Below are 13348 nucleotides of genomic sequence, written 5' to 3'. Positions count from 1 at the left end.
TCAGCGAAGGCGAAACGCGATCAGATCGATTCTCCAGAACCTGGAGACTCGTCCGTTCTGCGAGGATCATCTGCCGCACTCTGGCGGATGGTTGAGCCAGCCTCGACCCAGGCTGTCGCGCAGCGCCTCCAGCGGCAGCAGCCAAGGCGATCGCCGCTAGAAATTTGCGGCAGGCGCGTGAGCGCCTCTCAACCGCGCCCGCAATTGGGACGCGACAGCGTTCCGGCGACGAACGCCCCGACCGTGGATGTAACGGCGGGGCGTTCTGCATAGAGCGAAAAGATCTCAGCAAAAAAATCTCAGCAAGCGCCGGCCCTGGTAGCGGGCTCACTTCGACGAGCGCCTCGCGTAGAAGGTGAAGGCGTAACTTGCTGCGGCGTCGCATTCACTTTTCGGCTCGGGAAGCCTCCGTCGCCTCCAGCACATTCTCGATCGGGCAGTTGAACTCCCAGACGACGCCTGCGCTGTCGTATTGGAGCCTTGCAGCCCCTCTGAGGTTCAGTCTGATCATATCGCGGATGACTGTGGACCCAAAGCCGCTACGCGCGGGCGGCGCCACCGCGGGACCCTCCGTTTCACGCCAGCTCATCGTGAAGCGCCGGCCCTCGCCATCGTGCCGGCCTTCACCCTCCTGCCCGCTAACGCCCCATTCGATGTCGACGCGACCATCCGAGGTGGACAGCGCGCCATATTTGACGGCGTTGGTCGCCAGCTCATGCAGCGCCATGCTGAAAGATTGCGATGCCGCGGCCGAGATCGTCAGCGGCGGGCCTTTTAGCGTGATGCGATGGTCGATCAAATCCTCCAGATGAGCGAGCTGCGAGCGGACGAGATCGCTTAGCGTGACGCCTTGCCAGTCGCTGGCGACCAGCAGGTCCTGATTCGCGGCGAGAGACAAAATGCGCTCTTGGAACGTTTCCTCGAAGTCGCGTCCTGGATCGCCCGCGGTCGCTCGTGCGATGGCGAGCACGATGCTCAACATGTTTTTCGAGCGGTGATTGAGCTCACGCATGAGAAGAGCGCGCTGTTCCTCCGCGCGCACGCGCTCCGTCACGTCTCTCGACAGCACCGCGACTCTTGGGCTTTCCGCTTCCTCGACGCGGAAGACAAAGGCGTCATAGATCTTGCCGAGCGCGCGCGCTCTGCGGACGACGCGTTCGGCGTTCCCGGACACCGCAACTCTGCCGATCGTGTCGATCCAGTCCTTTTCGAGGCTGGGCACAAGCTCGCGACCGCTCCGCCCTTCAACGTTCTTCAGTCCCGTTATAGCCTCAAAGGCTGGATTGACCTCAAGGAAGCGGTAGTCGATCGCATGACCTTGCTCGTCATAGAGCGGCTCGACCACCGTGAAGCTTTCGTCGATGGATTCGAACAGCAGGCGATACCGCGACTCGCTCTCGCGCAGCGCCTCTTCCGCGCGCGCCCGCTCGATCGCCGACCACGTTCGCTCGGCGACATCCTCCGCGACAGCCGCCTCGGCGGCGCTCCACGTCCGCGGCAGCCGCGAGTAAACGGCAACCACCGCGACCAGCCGGTCGTCCTTGACCAGCGGCGCGGCCAGCAAAGCGGCAATCGAACGGCTTTCGAACGACCTTAGGGTCTCAGGCGCCGCCGTGCGTGGGTCGGCGCGGACGTCGCTGACGACGATTGTTCTGCCACGCTTGAGGTCTGCGATCAGGGCCTCTCCCCAACTCGCGAGGCGATGGCGCCCGGCGGCGCTGGGCGACGCGCCGTCGTTCCAGTCGCGTTCGACAGTTGCGTATTCGCCGGCCTCGTCGATCTCCGCATAGGCCGCCTGGTTGGCGTCGAGACGCCGGCCCAGGACCCCGCTGGCGGCAGCCTGAATCGCCACGGGATCCGCCAACGGGCGTAAGCGGTCATTCAGATCGATGAGGAGATTTTGCCGGGCCTCGCGGTCCCGACGGTTCACCTCGCACGTCTGCTGCTCCATCGTGTCGCTGATGGCGAGTAGGATCAGGTTAAGCTGGTCGAGCCGACGGCCGTTCAGCAGCATCACGCGAGGACCGGCGCCTTGGAACACGTGTTCGATCTGGTAGTCGTCAAAACTCCGGCGGCGAGGGAGAATGTCCTCAAGCAGCCGTCGCAGCTCCGGTGTGTCCCACTGGCCGTCGCCCAGCGCGTAAATGGGGCGTCCTTCCGTCTCCTTGGGGTCTCCCCCGAAGAGTCGATAGAAGGGCGGATTCGCCGAGTGAACCGTGAGGTCTCCGTGGAGAATCAACAGCGCTTCACGCATGCAGTCGATCAGTTTCTCCGAAAGTTCGATCCGGCCTTCGAGTTCATCACGAAGCCGCTCACGCTCAGCGTCATTGGATATCGCGAGCAGGATGCAATCTTTTTCATCCGGCCTGCGGATTCGCTTGGCGTGGAGCCGCAGGATGCGCCGGCCGATCTGCTTGAAGTCATGCTCGACGCGGCGATCCTTGATCGTGCCGTCCTGCTCAACAATCTGCTCTAGCAGCCGGCGCAGCTCCGGAATGTCCCACTGACCGTCGCCCAGCTCATAAACCGGCCGGCCGATCGTCTCCTCGCGCGTCACCTGAAACTGACTGAGGAACGCGTCACTGGCGAACTCCACCGTGAGTTGTGAATCAAGCGCCAGCAGCGGCACGCCCACAGTCTCAAGGATCGAACGCGCATAGGCGGAAATGTCCGTCTCGCTTGACATGCCTGCCGAACTCAGATCGACGATCGCCCTCGCGAAAGGTAACGCGCTTGGCCGCGAGAGGAACCCCATCATGCGAAGCTGGCGTCGGGCAAGGGGTGCGATCGTCCGGCGAATCTCGCTTATGATGCCCTTCAATCGCCATTGGCTGTCGATTCGAGGGGAAACGTGCTCTTAAAATTCTGGATGTCGCAGACGACGCTCGTCATGGCGCTCATGCTCACAGGCGCCATGGCCGCAGTCGCGCTTTTCCTGTGCTGGCTTAGCTTCGCCTCGCGCTTTGCCGCCTATGTGCAGAACTGGAAAGGCGTCGTGCCGCCCTTCGTCGCCGTCCCGGCGACCCTGTTTGGCCTGCTGATGACGTTCCTTTCGCAGGACGTCTGGGACGCAAATCGCAGCGCCTATCGCGCCATCGCCATGGAGCGCGAGCAATTGGCGACGCTCGCGGCGCTTTCGAGCAATCATGGACTCGACGCGGACGATATTCCGCGCGCCGTGCGTGACTATGTGGAAGCCGCCGTCGGCCTCGAATGGAAAACCATGGAAGACGGCAAGGAATCGCCCGAAACCGAAGCCTCGCTGAACAGACTGACGCGCGCGGTCGCCAGCGCGAGAATCGAACCTGCCTTTCAGCGCGCGCTCGTCGATACGGTGATGCGTTTGCGGTCGGCGCGGGAACAACGACTCGCGATCGCCGGGACCTTTCCCGACGATCGCAAATGGGCGGCGGTGATCATCATCGCCTTCATTACGCAAATCGCCCTTGCGATCGTGCATCTCGATCGCCCGAGGCCTCAGCTTCTCGCGCAGACGATATTCGCTTTGGCGGCGATCGTCCCGATTTCGCTGGTCGCATCCGTGGACGAGCCCTATTCGCCGCCCAATGCGGTGAGTTCCGAGCCGCTTGCGCAACTGCTGGAGCGCTATCCGCAAAAGTGACAGGGCCGCCCTCCGCGAGAGCGCCCTGCAGACGCAGCTAAGAGTTCCAAGAAGATTGCATTAAGCTTCAACGAGCGGCGAGGCGCGTCGCTGCGCCGAACCCGGGTCCGATCGAGACAGCCAATGGTCGAAATTCAAAAGGTGATTGGCACCGCTTTTGTCGTGGCGGAGTTCCGCAATGACGAAAACAAGGAAGCTCATCCGCTCTACCGCGACCGCTTCGTCCATCTGTTCCTCAATCAGGAATCGAAACGGGCCGCGGATCGCATTTCCCAGTCGTTCCCGCCGATCAGGAACAATGTGCGACTGAGGACGCGCTACTTCGACGACCGGCTCCGTCTTCAGATCGATCGAGGATGCCGACAGATCCTCATACTCGGCGCCGGGCTCGACACAAGGCCGCAGCGGATCATGGCCGAAGGCGTCGCCTATTTCGAGATCGACGCTCCAGAAACCCAGGCGTTCAAGAAGGCGAAGCTCGAAGCAAGCGACGTTGATCCCAATACGAATTATATTGGGGCGGATTATGTGACGGATGGCATGATCGGTCTGCTTCGTCGAAACGGATTTGATTTCAAACTTCCCACGCATGTCATATGGGAAGGGAACACGATGTATTTGGATGAAGCGGCGGTCCGCCAGATCTTGACGGACCTCATGCGCCATATCGAGAGCTGCTCGGTGTCCTTCGACTATTTCGCCGAGAACGTGATCAAGAACACAACCGGCGACCCTGAAATCACCAGCGTCGTTGGAAGATTCGCCGCCATGGGCGCTCCTTGGACGTATGGGATCGAAAATCTTGCGGCGCAAGCCGCGCAGTGCGGGGCGAGCGTGCTCGATCGTTGCACGGTCGCCGACCTTCATCGGACCTACTGGCCGGATCAGCCGTTGCAGTCGCCTCTTTACGGGTATTACTCGCTGTGCACGGTAGGGAATGCTGCAACTTTGTCGTCGTCGCCGTAGGGGTCGCGCCGGACGCTTCCCAGCGCTACATGGATCAAATCACACGATAGGAGCCCTCGATGCCCCAAGGCGTTCGCTTCACCGGCGCTTACGAAGTCTCAGCGTTGCCGGCGCTTATCCCGGGAAGCTGGTATATTGGGTTTGCATGCAAAAAGTGCCGCCAGCACTTCGCCATTTTGACCGAGCCGACAGGCACGGGCGCTTTGGAGATATCCGGGCCTGCGACATTCGACGTGACCTGTCCGAACTGCAACACACGCGGCGAATATTCCGCAGCCGACATCACACAGTTTCAGGCCGCTCAGGGCGGCCCTTCGTCGACCGCCTGACGCGAGTCGCGCCGCCCTCACGTAACCCTCGCCGCCGCCGCAGCGCTCGCGGTTCAGCCGGCGCGTTCGTAATGGGCGGTGAAGTGCCGCAGAAATGGCGCCTGTTCAGTGATCCGGTAGGCTTCGATTGACTCGCGCCGACGGCCGATGGCGTCCAGCACCTCGATCAGATAGTCGAAATGGCTCTGCGTATAGACCCGGCGAGGGAACGCCAGCCGCACCAATTCGTGCGGCGCTGCAATTTCCTTTCCCCCCTCTGGCGCGGGCTTTCCGAACATGACGCTGCCGAGCTCGACGGCGCGAACGCCGCCTTCGAGGTAAAGCGCGTTGACGAGCCCGATGCCGGGATAGTCGCTGGCTCGCAAATGCGGGCAAAGCGCGGCCGCGTCGATGAATATGGCGTGGCCGCCGGCGGGACGCACGATCGGTATGTCGCGCGAGATCAGCGCCGACGCCACATATTCGACGGTCGCATGCCGATAGCGCTGATAGTCATATTCCAACGCCTCCAACAAGCCGACGGAGATCGCCTCCAGATCACGGCCGGCGAGACCGCCATATGTCGGAAATCCTTCCGTCAGGATGAGCAGGTTGCGAAAGTCATCGGCCCAAGAATCATTGTTGCAGGCGAGAAATCCTCCGATATTTGCGAGCCCGTCCTTCTTTGCGCTCATCGTCGCCCCATCGGCGAATGAAAACATTTCCCGAGCAATTTCCAGCAGGCTCCGATCGGCGAAGCCCTGCTCGCGTTCTTTGATGAAGAATGCGTTTTCCGCAAAGCGGCATGCGTCGATCATCAGCGGAATGTTGCGCCTTTCCAAGATTTGCTTGACGCTCCGGACGTTCTCCATGGACACCGGTTGGCCTCCGCCGGTGTTGTTGGTCACCGTGAGCATGCAGAAAGGAATATTTCCGGCGCCTTCGGACTCGATCAATTGTTCGAGTCGCGCGAGGTCCATATTTCCCTTGAACAGCTTCTCAGAATGCAGTTCGCGCGCTTCGGTCGACGGCAAGTCCGTCGCGACGGCGCCGACATATTCGATGTTCGCCCGCGTCGTATCGAAGTGACCGTTGTTGGGAACGATGTTCCCTTTTTGCAAACGCGTCGCAGCCAGAATGCGCTCGGCGGCGCGCCCCTGATGCGTCGGGAAAATGTGTTTGAAGCCGGTAATCTCGCGCACGGTTCGCTCGAAGCGCCGCCAGGAGCGACTGCCGGCGTAGCTTTCGTCGCCGAGCATGAGAGCCGCCCATTGGCGGTCGGACATGGCGCCCGTGCCGCTGTCGGTCAGCAGGTCGATGGTGACGTGGTCGGCGTCGAGAAGGAAGACATTGTTGAACGCTCTTGCAAGAAGGACTTCGCGCTCGCTGCGCGTGGTGATGGGCAGCGCCTCGGTCATCTTGATGCGAAACGGCTCGATGATCGTTCTCACGGAAATGCTCGCGGTTGAAAGCAGAAAACCGACCGGGCTGTCGGTCACGCGCTCTTCAAATGGGCCTCATCGCGCGGCTGGTCCACATCCTTCAGCCAAGCGCGAACGTCGGCCATCTTCGCGCCGCCTCTTTCAAAGCGGCGCGCGAGCTTCTCTCGCGTGGATGATTCAATGGCGATGGTCGGGCAGTTCGTGCGCCACGGCGTTCGCGCGTTTGACGCGGCGCGCGCATGCGGCGACTGGACGCTGACAGATTGCGCCAAGGGCGTTGCGGCGCCGCAAGCGACGTCCATTGCGGGCCGCTGCATGGTTCAACCGCGATCGTTACTGCCTCTCCCCAAGCCGTCCGAAAAACTTGCGAACCGAATTTGCGGTGCGCTTCAGAAAGGTGGAGAGGCCGTCGGTCTTTCGAGCGGCTTGATGGCTGGCGTTCCTGTCCTTGGCCTGATGCCTGGGTTTGGCGTCTCCGCCGGAATTGGCGGCTCCGCGCTTTGACTCAGAGGCGTTCTGCTTCGGGTCGGGCTTGATCGGCTCACGCGATCTTTCCGGCGCCACAGCCGTAGGCTCCGCATTTGGATTCTTGTCCGGCTGTGCAGGCGAGGCGGCTTCCGTGGCGGCGCGCGGCGCCGGCGCCGGCTGAGTCGCCGCTGGCGCAGCCTCATGTCCAGGGAGCGCCTTGTCTCCCTGCTCATGCTCTTGGGATGGAGAGCGCGCTTTGCTTCCCTGCTCGCCGCCCGGCGCGACAGGATCGGGTTTCGAGCTTTCTCGCGTTTCGGCCGGAGGCGCAGCAACGGTTGCGGCGTCGCTCGGCGCCGCCGGCGCGGCGCCGCTCGGATGTGGCGGCGCGTCGCTTTTCGGCGCGCTCCCATGCTCCATCGGCTTTGCCGCCGGGGCGCCCAACCTCTCCGCCTTTGGCGATGCGCCCTGGCTGCGGTTGAGCTTTTCCTGTCTTGTCGGCGGCGAAGCTCTGGGCGGGCCTGGGCTCTTGGTCGAGCCTCCAGAGCCAAAGAGCAATGATTTGACGGCAATGACGGAAACCAAACCGCCAACGACGACCAGACCGGCGATCATGATGATCCGGCCGGCGCGGCGCGGCGGCTTGTCGAGAACCGCTCCGTCGTCGCGGCTTACAAGAGGCGCAAGGGCTGTTGCTGGAGCTTCAACATTGGCGCCCGCCGGGGGTTGGTCGGCGGAGCCAAGATCCTCGGACGGCCTGACGCGCTCCGCAACGCCGCCCTCCGACGATGACGAGACCAGATCTGAAATGGAATGGTCGTCGCTAACTGCAGCCGCTTCCGCTTCATCCGGTCTGGCGATCGTTTCGCGTCGCCGTTCTTCTTGCTGGTGACGCTTGAAGCCTTCGATGAGCCAGTTGTCGACAGGAACTTCCTTGCTTGCCGTATGCGCGCTGAGGGATTGATGCCTGGCCGCTTTTGCGCGCTCTTCCTCTTGCCGGCGCCTGAAGGCTTCAGCAACCCAATTATTGGCGAAACCGTCGTGAGCGCGGCGCGTTTCGGCGATGTCGCCATCGACTCGGGAAGAGCCGCGCTCGCTGCTTCGCCGCGCATCTTCGCGGCGTTTCAGGGCGGCGAGCGTCCAATCGCTTTCGAGAATTTCTTGCAAAATCCTATCCCCACTCACCGGCTCCGCTCCTGCGCTCATGGCTGCAGCGACGATCATCCGGGAACGCATGAGGTCTGCACGAATGTTCGATGCTAGCTGACTGAGGGCGTGCGTCAATGATCCTGGGCGAAACTCCGACTTGGTCAAGTTCGAGGCGCGTCAAATGTGCGCTTCAATAACCTCATAACGCAAGCGTCGCTCGATTAGAACGGCGCCGATCGGAAGTTCAACGCCGAGCTTACGTCGCGCCATGTAGGGCCTCATGTGGACGCGGCAAGGACGGTGGCGCAGAACGGGCCAATCGAGGTAAGCTCTCGCTGAAGCGGGAGGAGATGCGAAAGAGGTGGAGCGCTGCGGCGGCCGCGCCTGAGGCCACGACGGAAGCGAGTTCAGAAATTTAGACAAAAGGAAACAGACTATGCGGACTGTCCTCAAATTTTCGATTGCGCTCGCGTTTGTTGGAATTTCCCATCCGGCGCTGGCGGCCCAGTGCGGACGCTCGGCGGCGGGCTTCGACAATTGGAAGCAGGAATTTGCTCAGGAAGCGCGCGGCCAAGGCATAGGTCAGGCCGGCATCAGCGCGCTGATGGGCACTCATTACAACGCCGCGACGATTTCCGCCGATCGCGGCCAGAAGAGCTTCCGCCTTTCGCTCGACCAGTTCCTCGCCAAGCGCGGCGGCTCGGCCATCGTGTCGCGCGGCCGCGCGCTCAAGCGCTCCTACGGCGGACTCTTCGCCCAGATCGAGCAGCGCTACGGCGTGCCGCCGGGGCCGCTTCTCGCGATCTGGGGAATGGAGACCGGCTTTGGCGCGGTGCATGGCAATCAGCATGCGCTGTCGGCCGTTGCGACGCTGGCTTATGACTGCCGCCGCTCCGACTATTTCACCGATCAGCTCTATGCCGCGCTGACATTGGTCGATCGGGGCGCGCTGTCGCCGAACGCCCGCGGCTCCATGCATGGCGAGATCGGCCAGACTCAGTTCCTGCCGAAAAACATCCTGAATTACGGCGGAGGCGGCAATCTCGACAGCGCGGCGCCCGCGCTCAACGCCACGGCGAATTTCCTTCACGCCCATGGTTGGCGCGCCGGCGGCGGCTATCAGCCGGGCGAAAGCAACTTCGGGGCGATCCAGGCGTGGAACGCGGCTTCGGTCTATCAACAGGCGATCGCGCAGATCGGCCGACAGATCGACGGCGGCGGCTACCAGTGACGCGCTGAAACGCAAAAAAGCGCCGGCGCGCTTGGCGCCGGCGCTCATTCAAAAACGCGCGACGCGAGGCGCGGTCACTCAGCCGGAGTCGCCTCGGGTCCGTGATCCTCGTCCGGCGCGGTCGGCGGAGGCGGCGGCGGGGGTTTGTGAGCCTTGGCCGCAGCCGTCGTCTCACGACGGCGATGGACGAGATAAATCGCGAAGGCGGCGACCGTGCCGATGCCGAGCGTAAGATAGATCGGCAGGTCGCGCATGAAGCTTTTTCCCACCGAGAAGGGGAAGCGCGACACCCAACGCTCGCCGTGATCGCCTGTGACGGTGACGATGCCGACGAAATACCCGGGGTCATTGAACGTATGTTCGAAATTGATGGTGCCCGTCGGATAGCTCTTGGGTTCCCGGTAGGCGACCGTCACGGCCTGGAGATCCTCGTTTTCCTTCTCCTCCCCGCCGACATCCTTGACGATGCGCAGCTCGACCTTCATGTCGCGCAGCTCTTCCTGCTCCGCGTCGAAAACCATGATAATCGGCCCGGTGGCCGGAATATCCTCGCAGAATTCGTTCTTCGACGCCTCCGGCAGATAGCCGGTGAAATTCATGATATCGGGGCCAATGAACAGCCGGCACCGGCCTTCGGCCGCCCCCAAGCGCCCATGCGCCTCGGCCGGAGCGGGCGCGCCCGCGACCATCGCCACGGCGCCAGCCGCGGCCAAAAAAATCGCGAGGCGAAAGCCTCTCGCGAAACGGCAAGCGTCCTGCGGCGTGAAGCGAGCTTCACCCACGTCCGGCGCGGGATGCGCTTCCGGATTTCCACCATCACGCATGATGACCTCCTGGGTCTTCGTGTGACAAGAACACGCGACTCTCAGAAATGTTGCCTTCGCGCCGCACAGCCCGCTCCCGTAAAGCTTACGCTCCAGGGAGCCGCTCTAACAACGCCTGAGGCTTGATGTTAGCGGATTTCGCCGCATCAGCAAGGGTGCGACGATCAGTCGCTGTTTCCGCGCTGCGCAACGTGGCGGGCCCGCGCCGCGCGCGCCGCCGCCGGGACCGCCGGCGCTCAACCGAACGCCGCGCCGGAGAATCAATTTTGCAGCGCGAAATAAAAATTGACTGAAATCAGAAAAAATATCGTAAGTCTGCTTTCCGTCGTGAAACCACCTTAACAAGAGTTCATTCGTGGAAAGCTTGCCACCCAATTAAGGCGGAGCCATATTCAGCGCGAGGCTGGGGTGCGCTTCCCACATGACGAAACGCGGAACAGCCAACTAGACCAAGAGGATCACATGTCCAACTTCGACCGCAACACCAGCTTCGGCTACGGGCGCGGGGTCGCGCGGCCGACGACGGCTGAGATCGACCAGGGCCTGCGCGCCTATATGCTCGGCGTCTATAATTATATGACGCTCGGCCTGGGCGTGACGGGACTCGTCGCGCTCGGCGTTTATATGCTCGCTGTCGCCCGGGTGGCGCCCGGCGCAATCGAACTGACGTCCTTCGGCCACATGCTCTATGCGACGCCGCTGCGATGGGTGGTGATTCTGTCGCCGCTGGCGTTCATCTTCTTCATCGGCGCGCGCGCGAACACGATTTCGGCGGCGACGGCCCGCAATCTCTTTATCGCCTTCGCGGCGGTGATGGGATTGTCGATGTCCTCGCTGCTGCTCGTCTTCACGGGCGTATCGGTCGCGCGGGTGTTCTTCATCACCGCCGCGGCGTTCGGCGGGCTGAGCCTGTACGGCTACATGACGCAGCGGGATCTGTCGGCCTTTGGCTCCTTCCTGGTGATGGGAGTCTGGGGGCTCGTGATCGCCGGCCTCGTCAATCTGTTCCTGCAGTCGACCGGCCTGCAGTTCGCGCTGTCGATCATCGCGGTTCTGGTGTTCGCCGGCCTGACGGCCTGGGACACGCAGAACATCAAGGACATGTATTACAGCAGCGACAGCTATGAAGTCGCGCAGAAGAAGAGCGTTTTTGGCGCGCTCTCGCTCTATCTCGACTTCATCAACATGTTCCAGTCGCTGCTGTTCCTGTTCGGCCAGCGCAACAACTAAACGGTCGACCGGACCGATGGAGAGCCCCGCTTCGGCGGGGCTTCTTGTTGCGTACGCCTTGGCGGGACGGCCCGCCTGTGGCAGAAGCGCCGAGCGACCTAACGAGGACCCTTAATGGCGGACGTCACATTCCCGGCTGCTGCGGCGGCGGGATTACTGTCCTTCCTCTCTCCCTGCGTCCTGCCTCTGGTGCCGCCCTATCTGACCTATCTCGCCGGCGTCAGCATGGAGGATCTCGAGATCGAGACCCGCTCCCGCGCGCGGCGCGACATTCTGCTGTCGTCGATTCTGTTCGTTTTTGGCTTTACGACGGTCTTCGTCGCGCTCGGCGCGACGGCCAGCGCCTTCGGCGGCGTGCTGCGCGCCAATCTGCATATCCTGTCCTGGGTCGCGGGCGGGATTATCATTCTGATGGGCTTGCACTTTATCGGCCTGCTCAAGGTCAGCCTCCTGTATCGCGAGAAGCGCGCCGAGATCACGAAGCCGATCGGGCTTTTCGGCTCCTATGTCATGGGCCTCGCTTTCGCCTTTGGCTGGACGCCCTGCATCGGGCCGATCCTCGCCGCGATTCTCGCCGTCGCCGGGACGCAGGAGACGGTGGCGCTCGGCGCCGCTCTGCTCGCAACCTATTCGCTCGGCCTCGGTCTGCCTTTCATCGGGGCTGGCTTGGCGCTCGGCCGCTTTCTCGCTTTCGTCGCGCGTTTCCGCCGGCACTTCGGCAAAGTCGAAAAGATCGTCGGCGTGCTGCTCGTCTTTACCGGCGTCGCCTTTCTCACAGGCGGCGTGCAGGAGATGTCCTATTGGCTACTGGAGCTGTTTCCCGGCCTCGCCAAGCTCGGATAGGCGGAACGCAAAATCCGCTCTATGACGAGCATCGGCTGCCGGAGATCGACCGGCTGCGCGGCCTCGTCATGGTTCTCATGGCGCTCGACCATATGCGCGACTTCTTCGACGCGGACGTCATGCGCTTCTCGCCGACGGATCTCGATCACACCTATCCTTTTCTGTTCTTCACGCGCTTCATCACGCATTTCTGTGCGCCGACCTTCACCGTTCTCGCCGGAGCGAGCGCCTATCTCTACGGCGTGAAGGTGAAAGACCCTGCGGCGCTTTCGAAATTTCTCGCCGCGCGCGGCCTGTGGCTCATCCTGCTCGACGCCGTCGTCATCAGCCCGATCTGGGGCATGGGCTGGGGCCGGATCGAACTGTCGACGCTTTGGGCGATCGGCTGCAGCCTCGTGGCCCTCGCCGCCCTCTCGCGCCTGTCGCCGCGAAGCGTGCTGCTCGTCGGCGTCGCGATCATCTTCGGCCATAACCTTCTCGATGGAATTCACGCCGCCGACCTCGGCGCGTTCGGACCGTGGTGGTCTCTGCTGCACGAACCCGGCAAACTGCCCTTCGGCGCGCCGGGCGGCGTCCTTTATCCGGCGCTTCCCTGGATCGGCGTCGGCGCGCTGGGATACGGAATCGGGCCGCTGTTCCTCAAGCCGGCGATGCTGCGCGACCGGACCCTCTATCTCGCCGGCGGCGCGGCGCTGGCGCTTTTCGTCGTGCTGCGATTCTCCAATCTCTACGGCGACCCGCGCCCCTGGAGCGTGCAGCGCGACTTGGTTTTCACCCTGCTCTCCTTTCTCAACGTCACGAAATATCCGCCATCGCTTCTCTACCTGCTGGTGACGCTTGGCGGCGCGGCGTTGACGCTGCCAGCATTGGCGCGCGCCGGAAAGAGAATCGGCGACGCGCTGACGGTCTTCGGCCGAACCCCGTTGTTCTTTTATGTCCTGCATCTTTACGTCGGCGCCTTCGCGGCGCTGGCGTTCACCTTGGCGCGCGGCTATTCCCTGCAGGACGTCGCGGCCTGGGCGAAAGGCGCAGGCCCGCCGCCGGAATTCGGCGCGGGGCTCGCGGGCGCTTACGTCGCGTGGATATTGATTGTGTTGGCGCTCTACCCGCTGTGCCGCTGGTTCGCGGAGGTGAAGCGCCGACGCCGCGATCTCTGGTGGCTGACGTATTTGTGACGACGCGGCGCCAGACTGGCGCATGGCGTCGCCATTAAGGTTTCGGCGTAAGCCGCCTTGGTGGTCGCGCAGCGCGCTTGTATAGAGGAACCC

General features: G+C 62.8%; 11 protein-coding genes. 7 read left to right on the top strand and 4 right to left on the bottom strand.

Annotation, left to right across the window (positions count from 1 at the left end; genetic code table 11):
* Nucleotides 1–385: 385 nt before the first annotated feature.
* A complete protein-coding gene (locus tag BN69_RS14275; protein WP_041927404.1) occupies nt 386–2686 on the bottom strand; it encodes a sensor histidine kinase in 2301 nt (766 codons plus the stop codon).
* A 165-nt stretch (nt 2687–2851) separates the two neighbouring features.
* On the opposite strand from BN69_RS14275, the gene BN69_RS14270 reads away from it, so the two are divergent.
* The 3 genes from BN69_RS14270 to BN69_RS14260 all read left to right on the top strand — a co-directional run bounded on the left by BN69_RS14270 (nt 2852) and on the right by BN69_RS14260 (nt 4917).
* Nucleotides 2852–3622, top strand: coding sequence for a bestrophin-like domain (locus tag BN69_RS14270; RefSeq protein ID WP_014892340.1), 771 nt, complete (start codon nt 2852–2854; stop codon nt 3620–3622).
* Nucleotides 3623–3745: 123 nt separating this feature from the next.
* Complete coding sequence (locus tag BN69_RS14265; RefSeq protein ID WP_014892339.1) at nt 3746–4588, top strand: class I SAM-dependent methyltransferase; 843 nt, start codon at nt 3746–3748, stop codon at nt 4586–4588.
* Nucleotides 4589–4647: 59 nt separating this feature from the next.
* On the top strand, nt 4648–4917 hold the full coding sequence (locus tag BN69_RS14260) for a hypothetical protein (RefSeq protein WP_014892338.1): 270 nt from the start codon (nt 4648–4650) through the stop codon (nt 4915–4917).
* A gap of 53 nt (nt 4918–4970) precedes the next feature.
* Here the strand turns inward: BN69_RS14260 and BN69_RS14255 are convergent, their stop codons facing one another.
* Nucleotides 4971–6395, bottom strand: coding sequence for a tryptophanase (locus BN69_RS14255; protein WP_014892337.1), 1425 nt, complete (start codon nt 6393–6395; stop codon nt 4971–4973).
* 276 nt (nt 6396–6671) lie between these two features.
* Nucleotides 6672–7970 carry a hypothetical protein gene (locus BN69_RS14245; protein ID WP_041926985.1) on the bottom strand — a complete coding sequence of 433 codons (1299 nt, stop codon included), beginning with the start codon at nt 7968–7970 and terminating at the stop codon, nt 6672–6674.
* A gap of 418 nt (nt 7971–8388) precedes the next feature.
* Here BN69_RS14245 and BN69_RS14240 point away from each other — a divergent pair, with 418 nt between their 5' ends.
* Complete coding sequence (locus BN69_RS14240; RefSeq protein WP_014892334.1) at nt 8389–9183, top strand: lytic murein transglycosylase; 795 nt, start codon at nt 8389–8391, stop codon at nt 9181–9183.
* Nucleotides 9184–9257: 74 nt separating this feature from the next.
* Here BN69_RS14240 and BN69_RS14235 read toward each other — a convergent pair whose 3' ends face one another.
* The gene (locus BN69_RS14235) at nt 9258–10007 is read right to left on the bottom strand and encodes a hypothetical protein (RefSeq protein WP_014892333.1); all 750 of its coding nucleotides are present in this window, start codon (nt 10005–10007) and stop codon (nt 9258–9260) included.
* Between the two features lie 462 nt (nt 10008–10469).
* Between BN69_RS14235 and BN69_RS14230 the strand changes: the two genes are divergently transcribed.
* From BN69_RS14230 to BN69_RS14220, 3 genes are all read left to right on the top strand, one after another.
* Nucleotides 10470–11237: a Bax inhibitor-1/YccA family protein gene (locus tag BN69_RS14230; RefSeq protein WP_014892331.1), complete on the top strand. Its 768-nt coding sequence runs from the start codon at nt 10470–10472 to the stop codon at nt 11235–11237.
* Between the two features lie 114 nt (nt 11238–11351).
* Nucleotides 11352–12080: a cytochrome c biogenesis CcdA family protein gene (locus tag BN69_RS14225; protein WP_014892330.1), complete on the top strand. Its 729-nt coding sequence runs from the start codon at nt 11352–11354 to the stop codon at nt 12078–12080.
* Nucleotides 12038–13255 (top strand): acetyltransferase domain-containing protein, encoded by a 1218-nt coding sequence (locus BN69_RS14220; RefSeq protein ID WP_244434962.1) that lies wholly within the window; start codon nt 12038–12040, stop codon nt 13253–13255. The genes BN69_RS14225 and BN69_RS14220 overlap by 43 nt, the downstream gene beginning before the upstream one ends.
* The last annotated feature ends 93 nt before the right edge of the window (nt 13256–13348 follow it).

Source organism: Methylocystis sp. SC2 (assembly GCF_000304315.1).
In the GTDB taxonomy this organism is placed as follows: domain Bacteria; phylum Pseudomonadota; class Alphaproteobacteria; order Rhizobiales; family Beijerinckiaceae; genus Methylocystis.
The sequence above is the reverse complement of the archived record's forward strand: the minus strand, read 5'-3'. Positions and strand labels throughout refer to the sequence as shown.

Bases quoted from the DNA above. Each gene is read 5' to 3' on its own strand.
- BN69_RS14275 (WP_041927404.1), bottom strand. From the start codon at position 2,686: ATGTCAAGCGAGACGGACATTTCCGCCTATGCGCGTTCGATCCTTGAG.
- BN69_RS14265 (WP_014892339.1), top strand. From the start codon at position 3,746: ATGGTCGAAATTCAAAAGGTGATTGGCACCGCTTTTGTCGTGGCGGAG.
- BN69_RS14260 (WP_014892338.1), top strand. From the start codon at position 4,648: ATGCCCCAAGGCGTTCGCTTCACCGGCGCTTACGAAGTCTCAGCGTTG.
- BN69_RS14240 (WP_014892334.1), top strand. From the start codon at position 8,389: ATGCGGACTGTCCTCAAATTTTCGATTGCGCTCGCGTTTGTTGGAATT.
- BN69_RS14235 (WP_014892333.1), bottom strand. From the start codon at position 10,007: ATGCGTGATGGTGGAAATCCGGAAGCGCATCCCGCGCCGGACGTGGGT.
- BN69_RS14230 (WP_014892331.1), top strand. From the start codon at position 10,470: ATGTCCAACTTCGACCGCAACACCAGCTTCGGCTACGGGCGCGGGGTC.
- BN69_RS14225 (WP_014892330.1), top strand. From the start codon at position 11,352: ATGGCGGACGTCACATTCCCGGCTGCTGCGGCGGCGGGATTACTGTCC.